This is a genomic window from Polaribacter sp. KT25b, from assembly GCF_900105145.1.
Classification (GTDB): Bacteria; Bacteroidota; Bacteroidia; order Flavobacteriales; family Flavobacteriaceae; genus Polaribacter.
Genome location: NZ_LT629752.1, coordinates 2,164,208 through 2,187,628, shown reverse-complemented (window position 1 = coordinate 2,187,628; position 23,421 = coordinate 2,164,208). Strand labels below are relative to the sequence as shown.

Sequence of the window (23,421 nt, the reverse complement as noted above, 5' to 3'; positions counted from 1 at the left end):
AATAGTCCTAACGCAAATCTACACTTTTTTTTTTATGATAAAAACTTTTCTTTGCAAAGAAATGTATCTTTGTTCATTTAATAAATATATGCACAAAATACCTACTGATTTTTATAAGGAATTATTGAAGAAATTTCCTTACACACCAACGCTTAAACAAGGGCAATTATTAAATTTATTAAGCATTTTTATTTTTAACGAAGAAAAAGATGCTTTGTTCTTATTAAAAGGATATGCTGGTACTGGTAAAACAACCATAATAAGTACTTTTGTAAATACACTTAGTAGCGTTGGTAAAAAAGCTGTTTTATTAGCACCAACGGGTAGGGCAGCAAAAGTAATTTCGCTTTACTCTAAAAGACCAGCGTTTACAATTCATAAAAAAATATATTTTCCTAAAAAGCAGTCAAACGGATCTGTAGATTTTGTTTTACAACCAAATAAGCATAAAAATACTGTTTTTATTGTTGATGAAGCTTCGATGATTCCTGATGGTAGGCAAAATCAAAAATTGTTTGAATCTAGTTCTTTGTTAGATGATTTAATTTCTTATGTGTATGCAGGTACAAATTGTAAAATAATTTTTATTGGTGATACAGCACAACTTCCGCCAGTAAAATTAAATGTTAGTCCGGCATTAGAACCATATACTTTAACGTACGATTATCATAAAAGTGTAACAGAAATTGAGTTGGATGAAGTTATGCGTCAACATGAAAATTCTGGAATATTAGCAAATGCAACACATTTAAGATTATTGTTGCAAAATGAAGGAAATAATTTTCAGTTTGATATTGATTTTCCAGACATTAAAAGATTAATTGATGGTTACGATATTGAAGATGCACTTGTTACAGCTTATGATTCTGATGGAGTAGAAGATACCGCTTTTATTGTGCGTTCTAACAAAAGAGCAAATGAATACAACCAACAAATACGAATGAAAATTCGCGGACAAGAAAATGAAATTTCTGCAGGTGATTTTGTAATGATTGTAAAAAATAATTATTATTGGTTAGAAGAAAAATCAGCAGCAGATTTTATTGCCAATGGTGATATTTGCCAAGTTTTAAAAATATTTTCTATTAAAGAATTATATGGTTTTAATTTTGCTGAAGTAGAATTAAAAATGATTGATTATCCAGAAATGCAACCCTTTGAAACCGTATTGTTATTAGATACTTTAACAAGCGAAAGTCCGTCTTTAACGTATGAAGAATCTAACAAATTATATCAAGCTGTAAAAGAAGATTACGCACATGAAAAATCGAAATATAAACAGTTTTTAGCCATTAAAAAGAACAAATACTTTAATTCTTTACAAGTAAAGTTTTCTTATGCAATGACGTGTCATAAATCTCAAGGAGGACAATGGAAAACTGTTTTTATAGAACAACCTTATTTACCAGATGGAGTTTCTAAAGAATATTTTAGATGGTTGTATACTGCAATAACGAGAGCGCAAGAAAAATTGTATTTAATTGGCTTTAAAGATGATTTTTTTATTAATTAATGCATTAAATAATTAACAGAAATTGTGCCGTAAATATTTCCATTATTATATCTTAATTCTTTTGATTTATTAGTACTGTAATGAAATGCATAACAAAAATTAAACTTGTTTGCAGTAAACTTAAAACCAGCTTCTAAATTAAAAACGAAAGGCACTACTTCTTTAGTTACTAAGCTAGACTTGTTTAAGAAGCTACCTTGTAAAGTAGCATCATAAAAAGCATATCTAACCATAGGTTTTATATAAAAAAAAGATTCAATTTCTCTTTTAAAGTTTGTGTTTTCATTATTTAAATTCGTTTTAAACGCAATAGAATTTATCATTTTAGCTAATGGTTTAAAACCAATTCTAGCAAAAAAGCCTGAAGAAATATTTGTATAAACGGTTCCTAATTTGGCGGAGTTTATCCAAGAAACATCATAATAATTTGATGCATCTTTGACTAAAAATTGAGAATATTCTGTGTTAAAATTTAATCCGAAGGCATTTTTTATTTGATATTGCCATCCGGTTGCTTTTCTAAAACCGTAAAGATTATGTATAAAATCTTGTAATTCTTTACCAAAAGCATTTGGTCCAATTATACCAATTTGTAAGCTGGTATTAAAAATTTTAGCATTTTTATAAACACGATTTACGCCAAAACTACCAAATAAATAACTAGCAAAAGGTCTGTCATGGTCATTTATACTTTGCACAATAGCTTTATATGGGCTAAACATTTCGTGACCAATTTGCCATTCTAAAATTCTTTTTTCCTGATTTTCTTTTTTTGTTTTAGAGAGGTATCTGTAACTTAAAAAGATTCCGTTTGTGTAATACCTATCTTTTCTAGTAGAAACATATAAATCGTTTTCTGTAATGAAACTAAATTCTTTAGAGAGTTTTTCTTGAGAAAAAATACAGAAAGAAAAAATGATAAAACAAAAAGAAAGTAAGTATTTCATAGTAAACAAATATAAAATATCTAATTTAAAAGAGTAAATTTTTTATAGATTTTTGAAAAAAAGGTTTTATTTTAGGACTTTTAAATTAAATATATGAATACAAAAAAATCCCTAAGTATAGAGGAGTTTGAGAGCATAAAAAATAATGATGATTTATTATATCTTTTAAATGAAAAGAATATTTCATATACCAAAATAGTAAATACACTTTCTTACAATAGTGAGTTAAGATTATTACAAATCGAATTGGTGAAATTGCAGAATTATATTGCCAAAAAAAGAAAAGAGTTGCCATTATTTTTGAAGGTAGAGATGCTGCAGGGAAAGGTGGTAATATTCGTAGATTTATGGAGCATTTAAACCCAAGATCTAGTAGATTAGTTGCTTTAAATAAACCTACAGATGTAGAAAAAGGGCAATGGTATTTTCAAAGATATATTAAAGAATTACCAAACCCTGGTGAAATTGTTTTTTTTGATAGAAGCTGGTATAACAGAGCGGTTGTAGAACCTGTGATGGGTTTTTGTACAGCAAATCAATATAAACAATTTTTAGTACAAGTTCCTGAGTTTGAACACATGATGTATGAAGACGGAGTTGTAATTATAAAGTTTTGGTTATCAATTACTAAAGAAGAGCAACAAACACGTTTTGAGGCTCGAAAAGAAAATCCTTTAAAGAGATGGAAATTTAGCCCAGTTGATAAACAAGGTCAAATTTTGTGGGATAAATACACACATTATAAATCAGAAATGTTTTCTAAAACGCATACTGCTTACAGTCCTTGGATGATTATTAAAACCAATGATAAAAAAGTAGCAAGATTAGAAGCTATGAGACATGTATTATCTCATTTTGATTATGAAGGAAAAGAGGATGCTGGTACTGTTTTAAATCCAGATCCAAATGTTGCAATGCGCTATTATCGTTCTAATACGCTACAAATAGATTAAAATATTATGGATATAAAATTAACACAATCAGACATAAAAAAGCTAAATTCTAAAAAAGGATATATGGCTTTGCTATCTAAAGAGCCTTTTAATATTGTTAAAGCTCTTAGATATATAGATTATCAGAAAAAATTAGAGAAATTGCAAACCGAGTTAATTAGAATGCAAACTTGGGCAATTAATAATAATGAACGTATAATTGTTGTTTTTCAAGGAAGAGATGCGGCAGGTAAAGGAGGCGCAATTAGAAGAGTTACAGAACGTATTAATCCACGTCATATGCGAATTATTGCATTGCCAAAACCATCCGAAGATGAGCAATCTCAATGGTATTTTCAACGATATGTAGAGCAGTTTCCTAAAGCAGGAGAAATGGTTTTTTTTGATAGAAGTTGGTATAATAGAGCCGTTGTAGAACCTGTAAATGGTTTTTGTACACCAGAAGAATATGATATTTTTATGAATCAAGTAAACGATTTTGAAAGGATGATTTTAGAATCTGGAATACACTTGGTTAAAATTTATATGTCTATTTCTAAAAAAGAACAAGCAAAACGTTTTGAAGACATTAAAAATGATCCTTTAAAACAATGGAAAATGACTAAATTAGACGAAAAAGCACAACTTTTATGGGATCAATACACAGAGTATAAAAATGCAATGTTTGCTAAAACAAACACTAAAATATCTCCTTGGAAAATAATTCGTGCTAATAGAAAAACGGAAGCAAGGGTTAATGTTATTAATCATATATTAAAGAGCATACCGTATGATAAAAAATTAGAAATCTAAGTTTTTACAACAACTCTTTTTTATTTAATTATCAAATCTTCTTTTATTTGTTATGTTAAAGAAACACTATAAAGTATTATTTTTTTTCTTATTAATTACCCATTTTTTGGTTGCACAAACGCCACCTATTGCAAAAGTAGATTATGACACGGCAGAAATTAATACAACTTTAAGTGTTGATGCACCTGGTGTTTTAGCAAATGATACAGATATAGATGTAGATGATATTTTAACTGTTATAACATTTAATGTAAATGGATCTTCCTTTTTAGCAGGTGAAACTGCTAGTTTTTCACAAGGTAGTATTGTAATAAATGCAGACGGGAGTTATACTTTTATTCCCACATTAAATTATACTGGAGATAATGTTCCTACAATTTCTTACACTATTTCTGATGGTACTTTTACAAGTGTTGCCAGTTTATTTTTAACTGTAGAACAAATAGATAATTTATTAGAAATTTCAGGTTTTGGTAGTTGTAATCAAGGCTTTACTGTAAGTGGCGAATATAAAGTAAAGTATAGTTTAACATTTAAAAATATAAGTACTTCAAGAAATTCTCATCCTACAAGCTCTATAAAAAATATAGATTTTATTAATGATTTAGAAGCAGTTTTTGGCAATACTTGTGTAACTGCAGTAAGTGAACTTAATATTGCTACCAATAATAATTCTAGAGTATATGATTATGTTAATAGCACTTATTATCCTTTAGAATTTGGTAATACAGCAATAAATTCTAGTTTTTTAGACAGAACATCAAACTCTGTTTTTAATAATAGTGCAATAAATGATTTAACCTTACATCCTGGCCAAAGTGTTAATGTAAGTTTTTGCGTTAATATTAAACCAGATTGTAACGGCAGACCAAATCCAACTCCTTCTGGTTCTGGTATCGATTTTAATAATGTTGTAAATATTACTTCTGATAGAGGAAGTGATACAGAATCTCTTTTACTTACAGATTTTCATACTACAGAAGCCGTTGTTACTGCAGGTTTATACATACCAGAGTTTTATACACCAAGATTTTTAAATGATGTTCCTCCAGGAGTTATAAATTCTGATGGAACATACGATTATTCTAATACAGTAATTATTACAAATGAAGGAACAACTACCGCTAATAATGTAAATTTTAATATGGGGTTGGGAGCTTTTTTTGCTAATGGAATTTCTTTTAAAGAAATAAAAATCACAAAAGTATCAGGAGGGTCTTCTGTAACTATTAATAATCTTTATGATGGTAATACAGAAAGCTCTTTGTTAATGGCTGGCAGTTCTCTTGCAGCTGGAGAAAAAGTAATATTGAGCATATTTTATATTATAAAACCTATTTATTCAGGTAATTACAGTTATTTTTATCAACTACAGAATTCTCAAACACAAGGAAGTCTTGACGGTCTTGATGAAACTATTTCAAGCATTAAAAACAGGCATTCTTATGTTACATGGTCAGACGGTTTAGGAAATCATTTAGATCGATATTATGAAGCAAGTTCTCCTACTGAAAGTGTTTCGTCAGAATTGCAATGTGCGTGTACAACTTCAAGTATGCGATTTATATTTACTTCTTCATCTAGCACAGATAAAATAATTACATCTGTTAATAAAGCTCCAAACGATATTTTAGAACATGAAGAAGTTACATTTCAAATAAAAATTGAAAATACGAGCGAGTCTGTACAATTAGAAAAATTACAATTAGAAGATGATTTAAACAGTATTTGTGGTGGCAATATTGTCTCTGTAAGCAAACCTTTTATTCAAAATTCTACAGCAACTACAAATCCTACATTAAATTTAAATTTTGATGGTACTTCGGATGCTAATATTTTTGATGGAACATCAGGATTGTTAAAAATAAATGAAACAATTACTGTAGAGTTTACTGTTCTTTATGCTGAATCATGTATTGGCTTGAATTCTGCCGTTTTTACATCAAGAGATCCGTTAAATAATTCTACAGTTTCATCAAAATCAGTAAATGTAAATGCTTCAACAGATACAGATAATGACGGAATTGTAAACACAGATGATCTTGACGATGATAATGATACAATTTTAGATATTGATGAATATAATGGATTAAATCCTTTGGCTGATGACGATTTAGATTTTATACCAAATTATAGAGATACAGATTATGACGCTGATGCAAATGGAGACGGAATTGTAGATGTTTTTGATTTTGATAGCGATGGCATTCCTAATCATTTTGATTTAGATAGCGATAATGATGGAATTTTAGATATTGTTGAAGCCAATAATGCGTCTAAAGACAGCAATAATAATGGTAAAACTAATAATGCTGTTGGGGCAAATGGTTTTGATAATACGCTTGAAACGAATGATTCTGTAAATGCTTCAAGTACATATTCAATTCCAAATACAGATTTAACAGGAAACCCTAATTTTACAGATATTGATGCAGATGGAGATGGAATTGTAGACAATATTGAAGCACAATTAACCGATAGTTATAAAACATTAAATGGTATTTTTTCATCAGAAGGTATTGATACAGCATTTCCAAACGGAATAAATCCAATAGATACAGACAACGATACTATTTTTGATTATGTTGATATTAATTCTGATAATGATATTCGGGATGATATTATTGAAGGTTGGGATATAGATAGCGACGGAATTGCAGAAAAAGTAGCCTCAAATTTAGACGCAGATAATGATGGCCTTGATGATGCTTTTGATACAAATAGAAGTATAGTCAATCCAACAAATGGGCAAGTTCCTACAGATTTTCCAAACGCAGATAATACTGATAATCCAGAAAGAGATTGGAGAGAGATTTTAGCAATTATTGTTCTTATAGATGATATTACTGCAACCGAAGGAGAAGATTTTGTGTTTACAATTAAGTTGGTTACAAAAAATGATAATAGTATTTTAATTGAAAGCGCTTCACCAATTGTTATTAATTTTTCTACCATAAACGGATCAGATACAACAAATGTATATGATGTAGCTACTTCTCCTTTTGATTATAATGGTTTTACAAATTCTTTTTTCACGGTTCCTCCTTTAACAAATACAATTCAGTTTACAGTAAATTCTTTAGATGATAATATTTATGAATTAGTCGAATTATTTTCATTAAACGGATCAATAACATCAAACAATACCATAAATAATTCTATAAAAGGAATTGGTACTCTTTTAGATAATGATGTAGCACCTTCAATTACTATGAATAATTCTAGAGAAGAAGAAGGTATAGATTTAGTACATACAATTACAATTTCTCATCCTTGTTCTACACCAATTTTAATAGAAGTTAACTCGGGTGATATTCTTGCAATAAGTCCAGAAGATTATACTTCATTTTTAGAAAATTTAGAGATTGAAGGAACAATTGATCCAAATAATGCTAACACTCAGGTTTCATTTAATATATCAACTAACATAGATAATTTAAACGAATTAGATGAAGAAACCTTAAATGTAACAGGTATCGTTACATCAACAAATATAGGCGCACAAGATTTAAATAAATCGGGTGTAATTTTAGATATTGATCCAGATCCGTTAGTTGATATAGAAAACGTAACCGTTGTTGAAGGTGAAACTTTAGTATTTACAATTAGACTTTTGAATGAAAATTTAAAACCTATGCAAAATTATAGAGCAATAAATTTTATTTTAGAAACAATAGATGATACTACTTTTGCAAATGATGATTACAAATCAATATCAATATTTACTAATATACCTGCTTTAACATCTTCTATAACTCAAACTGTAGAAACCATAAACGACGTATTAAACGAAGATACAGAAACATTGTTTTTACAGGCAACAACAAACCTGTCTAATGTGTCTAATACTTTTATTCCAACAGGAACAGGTTTTATAAAAGATGATGATTATCCAAATTTATTTTCACCAAATTCTGATGGTAAAAGCGATTTTTTTAAAATTTCTGGTATTGAAGAGTATCCAAATTTTAAACTGATAATAGTAGATCGTTGGGGAAATGAAGTGTATAATTATAGCAATAATGGAAAAGTAAATCCTATTTGGTGGAATGGTTATCGAAATGGAAAACCAGTGCCTGCAGGTGTTTATTTTTATACCTTAGATTTTAATGACGGAGTTACAAAACCAATTAGAAATTTTATAGAATTAATTAGATGATAAGAACTAAAAATCAAATTATCTTTAAAATAAAAAATAGTAAAAAGTATTGGTTAAAAGCTAGTACAGCTTTATTAATTGGTTTTTTAAGTTTGCAAATGAATGCACAGCAATTACCAAATTACACGCAATATTTATACAATATGCAAATTATAAATCCTGCATACGTTGGTGCAAGAGCAGATTTAAGTATGTCTTTATTATCTCGTGAGCAATGGGTAGGTTTAAAAGGTGCTCCAATTACTAGAACTTTTTCTATAAACGGAAGAACAAGTAATGGTTTAGGTTTTGGTACTACAGTTGTAAACGATAAAATAGGTTTATCAGAAAGTACAAATGTAAATATAGATGCTTCTTACACAATTATAACTTCTCAATTTGGTAGAGTATCATTTGGTTTAAAAGGAGGAATGACTTTTTTTAATAACAATTTAGCAAACGGAATTACACCAGATAATGATGTTTATGCTTCAACATCAGGTAATTATCCTAATGTTGGCTTTGGTGCTTTCTTTTTTAATAAAAAGTTTTATGTTGGTTTATCTGTACCTTATATTTTAGAATCTCCACAATTTTATATAGAAGAAAATGTAGATAAAACTAGTTTAACATCAAATGCAAACTACTTTTTTTCAACCGGAGCTTTATTTAAATTAACAGAAAATGTAATGTTTAAACCATCAACAATGGTAAGATATGCATCTAATTTACCAGTTTCAATAGATATTAACTCTAATTTTTTATATAAAGAAATTATAGAAGCTGGTTTGTCTTATCGTCATGAAAATTCTATGAGTGCCTTATTTGCCTTAATTATAAAAAAGAAATATAGAATAGGTTATGCCTATGATCATAAATTTTCTATACTTGGCGGTAATTTAAGTTCTCATGAAATAATCTTCCATTTAGATTTAGATTTAAGAAGAAATTATAGATGGTTACTTCATAATAAATGCTACTTTTAAGAAACTCTTTTAAAGTAGTTTTTTAACTTCAAAAAAAATAAAATAAATTTCACCAGCAATTTGTTTGCTAGTTTCTAGGTATATTTTTTCTTGAGCAGTAGTTCCGTCTGCATATTTTGGATCTACAAAAGGCAAGTGAAATCTGTGACTTGCAGATGGTATAAACGGGCAATTTACATCTGCATTATTACATGTTGTAATTGCCATGTAAGGTTCTTTATTTATAGGATTACTATAAAATTTAGAAAAACCTAAAATATATTTTTTAGTGCCATTAAATGAAATTTGATACGTAGGATTTTGATGCGAAAAATTTTCTAATTGAAAATCAAAACCTGCTTTTTGTAAGGTTTTTACAGTATTTCTGTAGAAAGCTGTAACTTCTGTTCCACCAGAAAAAGCATTGATGTTTAGTTCAAAATAATTAGCAGCATAAAAACTCCAAACTTGGCCTAATTGACTTCTTCTTGAATTATGAGTGCAAATAAAGTTAAGATTAACCTCTTTGTTTTCAGTGTATTCTTTTGCAATTGCTTTAGAAATTTTAAGTAAAAGTGTTTTTCTTTCATCAGAAATAATTGCTTTGTTGTAAGCGTTTTCAAAGAAGTTTTCTAAAGAAAAAGTAGAAGTCTTAAGCATATAGTTATTTTTTTTGCAAGTTAAGTAATTAAAGTACTTTTGTAAATTAAAATAAAGTTAAGAATGCGTTTAGAAATTGGTAATAAAGTTGCTGTTTTAGATGATGTTTTAAAAGGAATTGTTACTAATATTAATGGTAATATTATTTCTGTTGAAACAACAGATGGAATGATTTTTAATTTTTCTGAATCAGAATTGGTTAAAATAGGAAAAGAGCAGCACGAATTAACCAAATTTTCTGATATTAATAATGAGCTTTTAAAAGAGAAAATGGCTTCTAATAAACCTAAAAAAAGCTTCTTTATAAAAGAGAAAAATGAAGTTATTTTAGAAGTAGATTTACATATAAATCAATTAGTAAAATCTGTAAAAGGTTTAGATAATTACGATATGTTAAATCTGCAATTAGATACAGCAAAAAGAAAAGTTGAGTTTGCAATTAATAAAAGAATTTCTAAAATTGTCTTTATTCACGGAGTAGGAGAAGGGGTTTTAAAATCTGAATTGCATTATTTGCTTAATAAATATCCTGTAAAATATTACGATGCTTCGTACAAAAAATATGGTTTAGGAGCTACTGAAGTTTATGTTTATCAAAATGTTATAGAGTAATTAAAAGTTTATAAATCAAGAATCAAGAATCAAGAAAAACTTATGTTTTCTATTTACCTATGTGGTAGTTTTTTTGATTTAAATTTTAGGAAATAGATAATAGGAAACTAATCATCAGAATTAAATATTTTTTTACCAGTATCAGTGAAAATCTTTAAAATCTGTGTCAAAAATATATTTTTTACTTACTTCTTATAACTCAAATTTTTACTGATAAAAGCTTATTTTTGCACTATGAAAGCTATTTATTTAGACAATGCCGCAACTACAAAAATTGATGCTGAGGTTTTAAATTTGATGTATATTTCTATGCAAGAAAATTTTGGAAATCCGTCTTCTACACATCAATTTGGTAGAAAAGCAAAATCAGCAGTAGAAACTGCGAGAAAGAATATTGCTAAACATTTTAATGTAACGGCTCCAGAAATTATTTTTACAGCCGGCGGAACAGAAGCAGATAATCTAATACTAAATAATGCAGTTTTAAATTTAGGAGTTCAAAGAATTATTACTTCCAAAATAGAACATCACGCAGTTTTACATACGTGTAAATTTTTAGAAAAATCTAAAAATATAACCTTAGATTATGTAAATGTTGATGAATTTGGAAGTATAGACTTACTTCATCTAGAAGTGTTATTAGCAGACAGTGAAGCTAAAACTTTAGTGAGTTTAATGTATATAAATAATGAAATTGGTAATATTTTGCCTTTGGATGAAATTGCTGTTTTATGTAAAAAATACAACGCACTTTTTCATTCTGATACAGTTCAGGCAATAGGTCATTATAATTTAGATTTACAAGAGAATTCGATTGATTTTATTGCAGCAAGTGCCCATAAATTTCATGGACCAAAAGGAGTTGGTTTTGCTTTTTTTAAAAAAGGATTTGGAGTTTTGCCAATGTTTTATGGTGGAGATCAAGAAAGAGGAGCAAGATCTAGCACAGAAAATGTACATTCTATTTTAGGAATGGATAAAGCTCTAACGATTGCAATTGATAATCTCTATGCTGATAAAGAATATATAGAAAAACTAAAATTATATTTTATTACGGAATTGCAAAAAATATCTAAAAGCATACAGTTTAACGGACTTTCATCAGACTTTAAAAAAAGTAGTTATACTATTTTAAACGTACGTTTTCCTGTTAAGAATGACATGTTATTGTTTAGTTTAGATATGGCAGGAATTGCAGTTTCTGGAGGTTCTGCTTGCCAAAGCGGCAGCAATAAAGGTTCTCATGTGTTGGCAGAAATATTAAAAGATGAAGAAGCAGATAAAACTTCTGTACGTTTTTCATTCTCTAAATACACCACGAAAGAAGAAATTGATACTACTATTATAAAAATAAAAGAGCTACTGTAAAGTAGCTCTTTTAAAATATAATAAAAACTAAAAATTTTTTAGAATCCTGTTCCTGGAGCTTCAGGAGCAACAGAAGAAGCTTGTGCTTTTTGTGGACTTAAAATCATATACGTACCTAGTGCTGTTAAAGCTGCATATTTACTGTAGTTTCCTATTTTTTTAATAGCATCTTTACGTGTAATATCTTGATTTTTATCTTGTGTGTTTTCTATATTTTTTTTCATGATGTGTCTTAATTTAAAATTATTCTAATACTATTTTCTTGTTTAATTTACCAGTTTCGGTTGTTAATTGTACAAAATAAACACCTGTAGCTAATTGAGGTAAAGAAATTTCTTTTGCACCATTAGTTTTAAATGAAGAATTCATCATTTGTTTTCCAAGCATATTAAATATTTTAACATTTGCATTTCCTTCTTGTAAACCAACGATTTTTAAAGTAGAAGCATCAGCAGTATAAATACTAATGTTTTCTATAGCTATATTAGTAACATTTAAAGTTGATTTTGAAGAAGTATGTAAATAGAATCTTCCTATTCCGTTTAAAGCTTCTTCTAAGGTAACTTTATATTCGCTATTTGCTTCATCTAAACGAGTAAAAGTATTTGCATTTCTATCTTCTAAAAATACTTTTATTCCAGTAGGTAAATTTAAAGCTTCAGCAGAAAAAGTGATTTCAGTATTTAATGCTGCTTTTACTCCAACAGGTATTACCAAAGATTCTAAATCTGTGTTAGGTAAAGCTTGTCTTGCAAATGCAATACCTTTATTGTTTTCAATTAAATGAGTGTAAATTCTTAAATCGGAATCAACACCATCAAACATACCAATATCAAAACCTGCATCTAAACTTGTAGATTTACCACCTAAATAATTAATTTTTGTTCTTTTAGTACTTTTACCATTAGAAAGTAATAAATTAATTGAAGTATCAGTATTTTTATAAAAAGTACCTGTTGTATGACTTTGCATAGCTTCTGTAATATTTGCTGCACCATCAACTTTAGATTTAATAAAAAAGGCTTGTCCTGGTTGAATAAAACCAGTTGTTAATTCATTGTAAGCGCCAGTTCCACCTTCGGTAGGATTCCAAACATATATAGCATCAAATCCATCAGCAATAAAATCATTAGTTGTTGAATTTTCAGTAATAAAAGTTGCAATATTTAAATTAGAAGGATATGGATTTCCTATTAAATTCCAATCGTTTGTATTTGTTGAAATTGCAGGAGTTATTGTTCCATTAGGAAAAGTTCCTGTAAAAGCATAAGTACCAGAACTTGTTCTTTTTAAAGAATATCCTACACCAGAATCAAAAGTTGAACTTGCCCCATCTTGCATATATACCCAAGGACCAGTTGTTCCATCTGGTGTTCCATTTTGATATGTAGAAATTCCTCTATTTGTACCGTTTCCGTCAGCAACTATATTGTCATTAGCCCAAGTATCTCCGTAGACTTGACCAACAACAGGAGAAGAAATCAAATGCCAATTATCATCTGTAACATTTACGTTGTATGAAATGTCTCCTGTTGAAGTTCCATTAACTATTAAAGTTGCACCATTTTCTAAAATAATAGCATTTGAACTATTATTTTCTAAGTTACCAGAAATAGTAAGAGACTTCCCTGCCTTAACAGTAACGGTTGCATTGTTATATAAAACTAATTGAGGAATTGTTAAATCTGTATTTACCTGAAGAGTAGCATTATTATTTACTTGTATGTTACCTGCCATATCCGCATTTATTTCTAAATCACCACTATTAACATTAGTAGCTCCTGTAAATGTATTTTCACCATTAAAAATAACTTTACTATTACCTTTGAGTGATAATCCTCCTGTTCCTGAAAGAACTCCATTAAATGTTAGTGTTTTAGAATTATCTCCATATACATCAATATAATTTGCCGTTAATTCTATGTTTCCACCGAAAGTTAAATCCCCATTAACAGGATTTAATTCTGTAGGATTATTACCTAATTTTATAGGAAAGTTAAGTGTATGTATAGCTACAGAGTTATTTTCAATTTTTGGAACATTACCACCATAATCATAAAAAGTATTTTCTGTAGTACCACCAATTGTTCTAGATGTTGTAGCAGTAGCTTCAAAAAATATTTGATAACGATTTGTAGCTACTAAATCATTAGTCATAGTGGTTTCATGATTGTTGTTAAATCTTAAAATATCTGCACCACTTGGTGTTGAAGCTGATCCATTCCACCAATTGGTAGATTCTTCCCAATTACCTGAAATTGCTTCACCTCTCCAATAATAAGTAGTTTGTGATAGGCTAATTCCTGTGAAACTTAGGAAACAAATTAACATTAAAAAATAATTTTTTTTCATTTTTTTCATTTTTGGATTAATTAATAATTAATTTTTTGGTACTTATTTTGTTATCATTTTCTTTAATCCTAACAAAATAAATTCCCGTATTTAAATCAGTTACTGAAAACGTATTGTTTTTAATTACGCTTTTAGCAAACTGTTTTACTTGTTTTCCTGTAATATCAAACACTTTTACATCTAATGCTTCTTTTGATAAATAAAAAGCTGTAGAGGTAGGGTTTGGGTACATTTGTAAAGTATTGTTTTCTAGAGTTATATCATCAGAAGAAAGTGTTGCAGGGCTATTTGCATACATTTTAAATTCTCCAGGAGCTAAAGAAATATTAGCTGTTGTACTTGTTACATTTATTGTAGCATTGTCTTCTAATAAACTGTACCAAGTACCTGTTTGTTGAAAAAACGGAGAAATACTTTGTGTAGTTACTCCAAAATTTCCAATAATCACAATGTTTTGAATATCTGTTGCAGAAGGGTTTGTTAAATGAATTTTCTTTAACCCGTTTGTATTGGCAACATCTAAAGTAAAATCTGAAGTTTGAAAAATATCATATTTCAATTTTAGCTTAATTAGTTTAGCCCAAGTATTGTATAGATCTTTTCTTGCTTGGATGTCAAAATATTCCCATTTAATAGGTTTATTACCAGTTCTTCCATTTTCATCTATAGAAATATCATATCCTAATTCGCCAAATTGCCAAATCATTTTTGGTCCTGGAACAGTAAAGTAAAAAGCACCTGCTAATTCTTCTCTATCTAAAGCTGTAGTTAGAGTTTTTATATTATAACTTCCGCTAGAATTTCCGAATTGCAGGTTTTTATACATTAAACGTTCTTCATCATGGCTTTCCATATAGCTCACATTTGCTGGTACAGTCCAACCTCTGTTTAAATAAGAAATCCAAGAAAAATCAGAACTAGCACCAAAGCCCATTGTAGCTTGATTGTATGTACTATTATGATTACCCCAAACCATAATTCCTTTTCCTTCATCCAATCTATAGTTTACCCATTGAGTTTCTTCATCATTTGTACCTAAATGTTCGAAAATGATATAAAAGTTTGGATCTATTTCCCACTGATCGTCAGCATATCCTTTTAAAACATCAACTCTATCTTGTTGATATGCATTTGTACAGGCATCGCTACCAGTACAGTTTTGTGTAAATCCTTTTGTTAAATCCCATCTAAAACCATCAATTTTATATTCATCAATCCAATATTGAGAAACTCTTTTTACGTAATCTTTTGTAGCTTGTTTAGAGTGATTAAAATCGTTAAAAACACTGTAAGAATGCCTAGCAATTGGGTTGAAAAAAGGGCTATCTGTACTAGCTTGTCCTCCATAACCACCGTTGTCTGTATTCCACATTCTATAATAAGGATTTTGTCCGCTTGCGTGATTAAAAGCTACATCAATAATAACAGCCATTCCTCTTCTGTGACATTCATCAATAAATTGTTTAAAAGAAGTAGCATTACCATAATATTTATCTAAAGCCATATGAAAAGAAGGGTTGTATCCCCAAGATTCATTGCCATCAAACTCCATTACAGGCATAAACTCTATAGCGTTTATTCCTAAATCTTGTAAATAATCTAATCTAGCTTTCACTGCGTCATAGCTGTGTAAAGCATCAAAATCTCTAATTAAAATTTCATAAATAACCAAATCTGTTTTTGCTGGTTTTTGAAAGTTTGTTGTTTGCCAAGTATATTCTGTGTCACCAGTTCTTAATAATGTTACTGCGTGATTTGTTTTTCCTGATGGATAACTTGGTAAATTAGGATAAGTAGTTGCGTCTATATATTGATCATTATACTCATTTAAAATTATTGTAGAATAAGGATCTGCAACTCTTAAATCTGCATCAATCATGTATTGGTAAGTATAATCTGTTTGAGCAGTTAAGCCTGTAAGTTCTATCCAAAAGCGATCATTAGAGCTATCTTTTTTAAGTAAATAGCTGTCGTCTAATTCCCAGTTATTAAAGTTTCCAATTAAATGAACAAACTCTTTTGTTGGGGCATAAAAAACTAAAGTAGCTTTTGTTGGGTCTGATGAATTTAAGTTAATTCCGTCTTTCATACCAGAAGGAACAGCAGCTTCTGTAACAGTTGGTTTTACTACTGCTTGAAAAGTTGAGCTTTTTGTTTCTCCGTTATTTGTAGCCTCTAAAAGATAAGTTGTATTTTCTGTAACGGTAGGAGAGTAGCTGTAAGTTAATCCAGAATTTTGATTTACGATTGCGCCATTTGCTTTTAAAACAAAACTAGATGTTAATGAAGCGGTAGCATTTATTGATAAACTTTCTCCTGAATTTAAAACTGTTATTGCTGATGAAGGTGAGTTTAATGTTAATTGGAATGAACCCACATTAAAAATAAAATCACTACAACCATTGTCTTTCATTTCTTGAGTACCGGTTGCATTTCTAAAAACAATTCCCATTTTAGTAACACTAGTAGCTTCTGCATCTGTTAAACTAAAATATGTTTTTGGTACAAAGGTTATTTCCCAACGATTATTAGAAGTATTTAGTGTCATTTCTCCAACACCATCATCTAATCCCCAATTTCCAACAACACTTATGTCAAAAGCATTTGTATCTGAACCAACGCCAGAATGCATATACACTTTTGTGGGATTACTTAGTCCGTTACAATCTGTAGCCGTACTATTAGCATCTAAACTTATTGTAATAGATGCACTTATATCAAAAGGGTTTGGAGTAATTGTAACTTGGCTAAAACCAATTGAAGTTATAAATAGAATAAATAAAAAAGTAATTTTTTTCATGAATATAAAATTTTAAAGACAAAGGCTACTTTTAAAAGTAGCCTTTGAAAAGGTTATACAAAATTTAGTTTATTGTATATGTTGGGTTATCAGGATTTGAAAAATCTAAAACAAAAGAATATGTTCCAGCAGTTGCTGGTATGTTTGCTCCTCCGTCTTCTAAAGTTCCATCTACACCATCATCACCATAGCTTAAAGTCCAAGCTTCATTTGATCTAAATTTATACTCACCATCTAAAAGTGTAACATTATTTAAAACCCAAATATCATCATTTGGTTGAGACCAATCTCTAGTAAATAAAGCATCTGGAGTTGCTCCCCAATCATTGTATGCAGAACCTACAAGTCCCCAAATATGATCAATAGGCTCTAAAGAATAAGATAAATCATTTAAATTTACTGTAATAATATATCTACCAGCCGTTGTTGCAATGTTACCACCTGCTGTGTCTAAAAAGCCATCAGCACCAGCTCCATAAGCTGTTCCCCAGTCATTATTCATTCTTAGTTTCATTTCTCCATCTAGTAACTTAACGATACCTCTAAACTGATCTGAATAAGAATCATAAGTAAGCGCGAAATCTGGAGTTACTCCCCAATCATTATATGCAGAACCCACAATACCTAAAGTAAATTCTTCTATTTTGTAAGTATTTGTATTTAGGTTCATTGTTATTTTATAAGAACCTGCACTTACAGCAATATTACTTCCACCAGTATCTAAAGTACCGTCTGCTCCATTATCTCCAAAATCGTTGGTCCATTCATTGTTTTCTCTAAATTTTATTTCACCATCAGTTAAAGTAACATAAGCAACTAAAATACCTGCAGTACTAGTTGTAAAGAATGGTAAGTCTGGAGTTGCACCCCAATCATTTGCTGCAGAACCAACAACTCCCCAGGTAGTAGATAAATCTAAAATACTAGAATATGGAGTTATGTTTACAGTTTTTGAGCTAGAATTAATTAACAATTTACCACCAACAATACCTTGTAATTTTATCATTAAATCTGAAGGCATATCTGCCTCTGCACCTAAACCAAGCGCAATTGAATTTAATTGTAAAGTTTTAAAAGATTTTTCTAAATTGTCTCCAACATCAATTGTTACAGCATTACTAAAATCTCCTGTAGCTAAATCTATAAGTAATTTGTAAGTTGGTGCAGCATCAAACCCAAAGTCTGGTTCTGCCCAATTTGTATTTAAAGCTATTTCATCTTGATTTTCTTCTAAAAGTACAATAGGTGTAGTTTCTAGAATTATAAGCTCTGTTGTAGCTTCTACATCTGAGTTTACTATTACTCTGTCACTAATATCCTCACAACTGGTAAAACCAATTGCTACAATAATTAGAGCGAATAATGAATTTATTATTTTTTTCATGTCTTTATTTATTAGTATCCAGGATTTTGAATTAAATTAGGATTGGTTGTTATAATGTTATTAGGTAAAGGAAATAAGTTTCTATAACTTTGAACACCAACTCCATCTTTAGAGTCTCCTTTAAAAGGCCATAAATAAGTGTCTGATGTAAAATAATTATATCTTATTAAATCTGTTCTTCTTTGACCTTCCCAATATAATTCACGAGATCTTTCGTTTAAAATAAACTCTAAAGTTAAGTCTCCGCTAGTTATATTTCCAGCTGTACTTCCGTAAGATCTTTCTCTTAATTCATTAATTTTTGTAACAGCTAAACCTAAATCTCCACCGCCTCCTCTAAGAGATGCTTCTGCATAGTTTAAATAAATTTCTGCTAATCTAATTAAAGGTAAATCGGTATCAACAAAATCACCTGCTGTATCAGATCCTTGATTACCACTAGAATCAATATTTTTAAATTTAGTAACTGCATATCCGTTTTCGAAAGTAGGTATTTCTTCAATCTCTAAAGTTTGACCATCTTTATGAAACATACCTCTTTTATCTCCAGTATAAGGAGACATAGTGTAAGTAAATGTGTTTAAATCTAAAGTAATAAAGTAAGTACCATTAGAAGGAACAGCAATATTTGATCCACCTGCTTCTAAAGTTCCATCACTATTGTCATCACCATAATTATTACCCCAATCTTCATTAAATCTAAATTTTATTTCACTTCCATTAAGATCTGCATATAATGCATATGTATTTGTACCGGTTTGATACATTTCCATATCTGGACCATTCCATCCATTTACAGTTGCATCTCCTACTAATCCCCAATCAGAAACAGTTCCTAAGCTGTTGTTAAGAGCAGTAACATCTACATTAAATTTATTTACTAAATTTTTTGTAGTTCTTAAGCCTGCCCAGCCACCGTTTACACCAAAATCTGTAGGATTCATATTTCCACCAATAGCAGCATGTACTAAAAATGTAGAACCACCATAAGTTTGAGATCTAAGACCATCAAAATTTAGTGCAAAAATAAATTCACTTTGTGCTCCATTTGTATTATTATCTGCTAAAAATAATTCATCATATGCACTACCGTTTCCGTTAGCATCAATCATATTTATTGAGTAGCTAGATGTCATTACATTATTAGAAAATGTTACCGCATCATTATATCTAGCAGTTCCTGTATAAACTTCTGCATTTAAATATAGTTTAGATAATAATGCCCATGCAGCAACTTTATCTACTCTACCATATTCATTAGCACCACTAGCTTTAAGTTGATCTTGAATTTCTAATAATTCAGTTTCAATAAAGTTAAACAACTCTTTTCTAGTTGCTTGAGTTGGTAAATCTGTTGTAACAGAAGTAACTAAAGGAACACTACCATATAAATCCATTAAGTTGTAATAGGTAAATGCTCTTAAAAAACGAGCTTCTGCAATATAGCTAGCAACTTCTGTATCTGTTAAAGCTGATGCGTTGTCTATAAATGAATTACAGAAAGATACTTCTTGTGCTAATCTATAGTACATAGCTTCAGAAAAATCATTATTTCCAGACCAATATAAACCATGTAAATCTGGTAAACCTGCATCTCCCCAACCAACAACTGCATGGTCTGTTGTTAATTCATTTAAGTTAAATAACATTCTTGAATATTGTGAAAAACCTTCATCAATATCTTCTGGGTCTAAGTCTGGATTACCTGAAGGACCTTGTTGGCCTGTTAGAGCTAAACTTGCATATAACTTAGCTAATGCACTTTGAGCATCTGTAGCGTTAGCAAACACATCTTCTTCTGTAAAACTATCTGGATCAATCGGAGATTGATTTAAGTCTTCGTGACATGATATAACTCCTAAAGAGAATAACATGATTACAATTAAATATTTAAATTTCTGTTGCATTATTTTTTATTTAAAAGTTAACGTTTACACCTAAAACAAATGATCTAGGTCTTGGGTAAAAATTATTATCGATACCTAAACTGATTTCTGGATCTAAACCATCATAATCAGTTATTATTAAAACATTTTGTAAAGATCCATAGAAACGAAACGTTGTATTTTCTAATTGATCTAAAGTATAGCCAATTGATATATTGTCTATTTTAAAGAAAGAAGCATCTTGAACAAAGTGATCACTTAAAGCAGTATCATTGCTAATTACGGTAAAACCACTATTGTAGTAATCTGCATGAAGGTTAGATAAAATATTGTTATTTGTTGCATTCTGTAAAATACCTTTACTAGCAGCAATATCATTATACATATAGTTACCAAAACTAGCTCTTGTTTGTATTGATAAATCCCAATTTTTATAATTAAGATTGGTGTTAAAACCCATTAATACATCTGCAAAAGGATCATTGTCAATGTATTTATCATCATCATTAATGATATTATCAGAATTTCTATCAACAAAAACGCCTTCTAAAGGTTTTCCATTTGCATCATATACTTGTTGATAAACTAAAAAACTATTTGCTGTTTCACCTTCTCTATGAACTTGTACTTGGCCTCCAACACCTGTAGATATACCTCCTTGTGGCTGATCTGTAGATAGTTTGGTGATTTCGTTGTCATTTAATGAGATATTATAATTTAAAGACCATTCAAAATTTTCGGTTCTTATAGGAGTAGCATTAATCATAAACTCTAATCCTCTATTTTCCATGTCACCAATATTTGCTCTAATTCTATTTCCAAAATTTGTAAATGGATCTACAATAGAGCTAGCAATAAGGTCGTTTGTTTCTTTAACATATGCATTTACAGAACCAGAAATTTTTCTGTCTAAAAAAGCAAAGTCTACACCAATATTTAATGTTCTACCTACTTCCCATCGTAAATTTTCATTGATTTCTTCTGGTCTGTATGTTTGATAATATTGATTACCAAATTGATAACTAGCTGTATCTGTACTACCAGTATATCTCGTTAAAAATAGGTAGTCTTCTAAACCATTAATATTTCCAGTTTCTCCATAACCAACACGTAATTTTAATTCGTTAAAGAAAGAATCTTGCATAAAGTCTTCTTTGTGAATGCTCCAAGCGGCTGCAAATGAAGGGAAAAGTCCCCAACGATCATCAGGATTTAATTTAGAAGAAGCATCTGCTCTTAAAGTTGCAGTTAAATAGTATTTACCATTATAATCGTAATTTGCTCTTCCAAAATAAGATAATAATACATTTTTAGATTTATCAATAAATTCATAAGTGTTTCCATCTTCTTGTGCTTCGCTATCGTAACTGTAGTTATCGTATTCAAACGATTGATAAGCATGACCACCAACAACAGTTAAATTATGAGCCTCATTAAATGTTTTCTGATATGTTAAATAAGCATCAAAAACTTTATTGTCTGAGTTTTGGATATAACTCGTTAGTGAACCATTAAATCCAGTTTCTGTTTTAGGAATTAAGCTAGATGTTACAGTTCTACCATGACTATTAGAAGTGTCATAACCTAAGTTAACCGTAGCAGTAAAATCTTCGAAACCATGTATTTTATAATCAAATTTTGCATTTCCTACAAAACGTCTAATTTCTGCAGTATCATCTATTAAGTTTAATAAAGCTACAGGATTTGTTGGTGCCAAACTGTTTTGGTTTCCATTTATATCTAACCAAGCAAAATAACCACCATATTTAGAGGTTGCATCATACACATTTTGTGTTGGATCAAAACTTACTGCACTTCCGATAGCACCTCTGTTAGCAAATTTATTTTCTGTATACATCCCTTTTGCATTTAATTCAATTTTTAAATGCTTATCAAATAAAGTTGGCGATAAGTTAATAGAACCAGTTGTACGTGCTAAATTATCACCTTTTAAAATACCTTCATGTTCAGAATATCCTAAAGAAGCTCTCATAGGCATTCCGTAAAGATTACCTATTGCACTAAAATTATGATCTTGACCAATTGCAGTAGTGTAAATTTCATCTTGCCAATCTGTATCAGAATTACCTAATAATGCAATTTGTGAAGTACTACCTATATCATTTATTAAGCTTGTAAATTGATTAGCAGATAAAACATCAACTTTATCCCTTAAAGTATACACAGTAGTCTGTGAGCTAATATTAAACTTAAACTCTTTATCTTTACCTTTTTTAGTGGTAATTAAAACAACTCCATTTGCAGCTCTAGATCCATAAATAGCAGTAGAAGAAGCGTCTTTTAAAACTACAAATGTTTCTATATCATTTGGGTTTATAAAGTTTAATGGGTTTCTTGAACCTGCAACTCCTCCATTATCTAATGGAATTCCATCTATAACATATAATGGTTGGCTTGTTAAGGATAAAGATCCTGTACCACGAATATTAATAGATTGCCCTTCTCCAGGAGCACCAGAACCAGCAATTACACTTACACCCGCTACTTTACCACTAATAAGTGATTGTGCAGATACAATAGGTCCTTTATTAAAGTCTTTACTGGTTAGTAAATCTGTAGTACCAGTTAAATCTTCTTTTCTAACACTACCATAACCAACAACAACTATTTCATCTAATTGCTCTAAAGATTCTTCAAGTTCAACAGTTAAGTTAAAATTAGAACCAATAACAATTTCTTTATCTGAATAACCCAGATATTTAAAAACTAGAATATCACCAGTTTTTACCTTTTCAATAATAAACATACCGTCAAAGTCTGTTTGAGAGCCTCTAACCGTACCTTTTACTACTACACTAACCCCAGGTAAAGCTGTACCTGTCGATTTTTCTTTTACAACACCTTTTACTGTTTGTTGTGCAAACATTGTAAACGATGTACTTAAAAGAAGTCCAATTAACAATAATTTAATTTTTTTCATGTATAATTTGTTAAATAATAACTGTAAATTTGATTTTCTTAACAATAAACTTACATTCCACTTAGTAAAGATAGAATATAAACCTGATAATATAGAATATAAAAAGTCAC

The 23,421-nt window shown here is 29.6% G+C and carries 14 protein-coding genes and 1 pseudogene; 7 read left to right on the top strand and 8 right to left on the bottom strand.

What is annotated here, in order from left to right:
* The first annotated feature begins 88 nt into the window (after positions 1-88).
* Positions 89-1,513: an ATP-dependent RecD-like DNA helicase gene (locus BLT70_RS09415; protein WP_091893841.1), complete on the top strand. Its 1,425-nt coding sequence runs from the start codon at positions 89-91 to the stop codon at positions 1,511-1,513.
* Here the strand turns inward: BLT70_RS09415 and BLT70_RS09410 are convergent.
* The gene (locus BLT70_RS09410) at positions 1,510-2,460 is read right to left on the bottom strand and encodes a lipid A deacylase LpxR family protein (protein ID WP_091893839.1); all 951 of its coding nucleotides are present in this window, start codon (positions 2,458-2,460) and stop codon (positions 1,510-1,512) included. The two genes, BLT70_RS09415 and BLT70_RS09410, sit on opposite strands and share 4 nt — an antisense overlap.
* Positions 2,461-2,553: 93 nt before the next feature.
* Between BLT70_RS09410 and ppk2 (BLT70_RS09405) the strand changes: the two are divergent.
* The 4 genes and pseudogenes from ppk2 (BLT70_RS09405) to BLT70_RS09390 all read left to right on the top strand — a co-directional run bounded on the left by ppk2 (BLT70_RS09405) (position 2,554) and on the right by BLT70_RS09390 (position 9,329).
* A pseudogene (gene ppk2, locus BLT70_RS09405) lies at positions 2,554-3,413 on the top strand (polyphosphate kinase 2).
* Positions 3,414-3,419: 6 nt separating this feature from the next.
* A complete protein-coding gene (ppk2, locus tag BLT70_RS09400) occupies positions 3,420-4,205 on the top strand; it encodes a polyphosphate kinase 2 (RefSeq protein ID WP_091893837.1) in 786 nt (261 codons plus the stop codon).
* Between the two features lie 52 nt (positions 4,206-4,257).
* Positions 4,258-8,364 (top strand): gliding motility-associated C-terminal domain-containing protein, encoded by a 4,107-nt coding sequence (locus BLT70_RS09395; RefSeq protein WP_091893835.1) that lies wholly within the window; start codon positions 4,258-4,260, stop codon positions 8,362-8,364.
* Positions 8,361-9,329 carry a type IX secretion system membrane protein PorP/SprF gene (locus BLT70_RS09390; protein ID WP_091893833.1) on the top strand — a complete coding sequence of 323 codons (969 nt, stop codon included), beginning with the start codon at positions 8,361-8,363 and terminating at the stop codon, positions 9,327-9,329. The genes BLT70_RS09395 and BLT70_RS09390 overlap by 4 nt, the downstream gene beginning before the upstream one ends.
* 9 nt (positions 9,330-9,338) lie before the next feature.
* Here BLT70_RS09390 and BLT70_RS09385 read toward each other — a convergent pair whose 3' ends face one another.
* Positions 9,339-9,968 carry a hypothetical protein gene (locus BLT70_RS09385; protein ID WP_091893831.1) on the bottom strand — a complete coding sequence of 210 codons (630 nt, stop codon included), beginning with the start codon at positions 9,966-9,968 and terminating at the stop codon, positions 9,339-9,341.
* Between the two features lie 63 nt (positions 9,969-10,031).
* Here BLT70_RS09385 and BLT70_RS09380 point away from each other — a divergent pair, with 63 nt between their 5' ends.
* Both BLT70_RS09380 and BLT70_RS09375 read left to right on the top strand, forming a co-directional pair.
* The gene (locus BLT70_RS09380) at positions 10,032-10,580 is read left to right on the top strand and encodes a Smr/MutS family protein (RefSeq protein ID WP_091893829.1); all 549 of its coding nucleotides are present in this window, start codon (positions 10,032-10,034) and stop codon (positions 10,578-10,580) included.
* Positions 10,581-10,814: 234 nt separating this feature from the next.
* On the top strand, positions 10,815-11,948 hold the full coding sequence (locus BLT70_RS09375; protein WP_091893827.1) for a cysteine desulfurase family protein: 1,134 nt from the start codon (positions 10,815-10,817) through the stop codon (positions 11,946-11,948).
* 38 nt (positions 11,949-11,986) lie between these two features.
* On the opposite strand, the gene BLT70_RS09370 is transcribed toward BLT70_RS09375, so the two are convergent.
* The 6 genes from BLT70_RS09370 to BLT70_RS09345 form a co-directional block, all read right to left on the bottom strand.
* Positions 11,987-12,172: a hypothetical protein gene (locus BLT70_RS09370; RefSeq protein ID WP_091893825.1), complete on the bottom strand. Its 186-nt coding sequence runs from the start codon at positions 12,170-12,172 to the stop codon at positions 11,987-11,989.
* A gap of 19 nt (positions 12,173-12,191) precedes the next feature.
* Positions 12,192-14,300: a T9SS type A sorting domain-containing protein gene (locus BLT70_RS09365; RefSeq protein ID WP_172824405.1), complete on the bottom strand. Its 2,109-nt coding sequence runs from the start codon at positions 14,298-14,300 to the stop codon at positions 12,192-12,194.
* 16 nt (positions 14,301-14,316) lie between these two features.
* Positions 14,317-17,100 (bottom strand): alpha-amylase family glycosyl hydrolase, encoded by a 2,784-nt coding sequence (locus tag BLT70_RS09360; protein ID WP_091893821.1) that lies wholly within the window; start codon positions 17,098-17,100, stop codon positions 14,317-14,319.
* Positions 17,101-17,164: 64 nt separating this feature from the next.
* Positions 17,165-18,484 carry a SusE domain-containing protein gene (locus BLT70_RS09355; protein WP_091893819.1) on the bottom strand — a complete coding sequence of 440 codons (1,320 nt, stop codon included), beginning with the start codon at positions 18,482-18,484 and terminating at the stop codon, positions 17,165-17,167.
* A gap of 11 nt (positions 18,485-18,495) precedes the next feature.
* A complete protein-coding gene (locus tag BLT70_RS09350) occupies positions 18,496-20,391 on the bottom strand; it encodes a RagB/SusD family nutrient uptake outer membrane protein (protein ID WP_091893817.1) in 1,896 nt (631 codons plus the stop codon).
* Between the two features lie 10 nt (positions 20,392-20,401).
* A complete protein-coding gene (locus BLT70_RS09345; RefSeq protein ID WP_091893815.1) occupies positions 20,402-23,311 on the bottom strand; it encodes a SusC/RagA family TonB-linked outer membrane protein in 2,910 nt (969 codons plus the stop codon).
* Between the last annotated feature and the right edge of the window lie 110 nt (positions 23,312-23,421).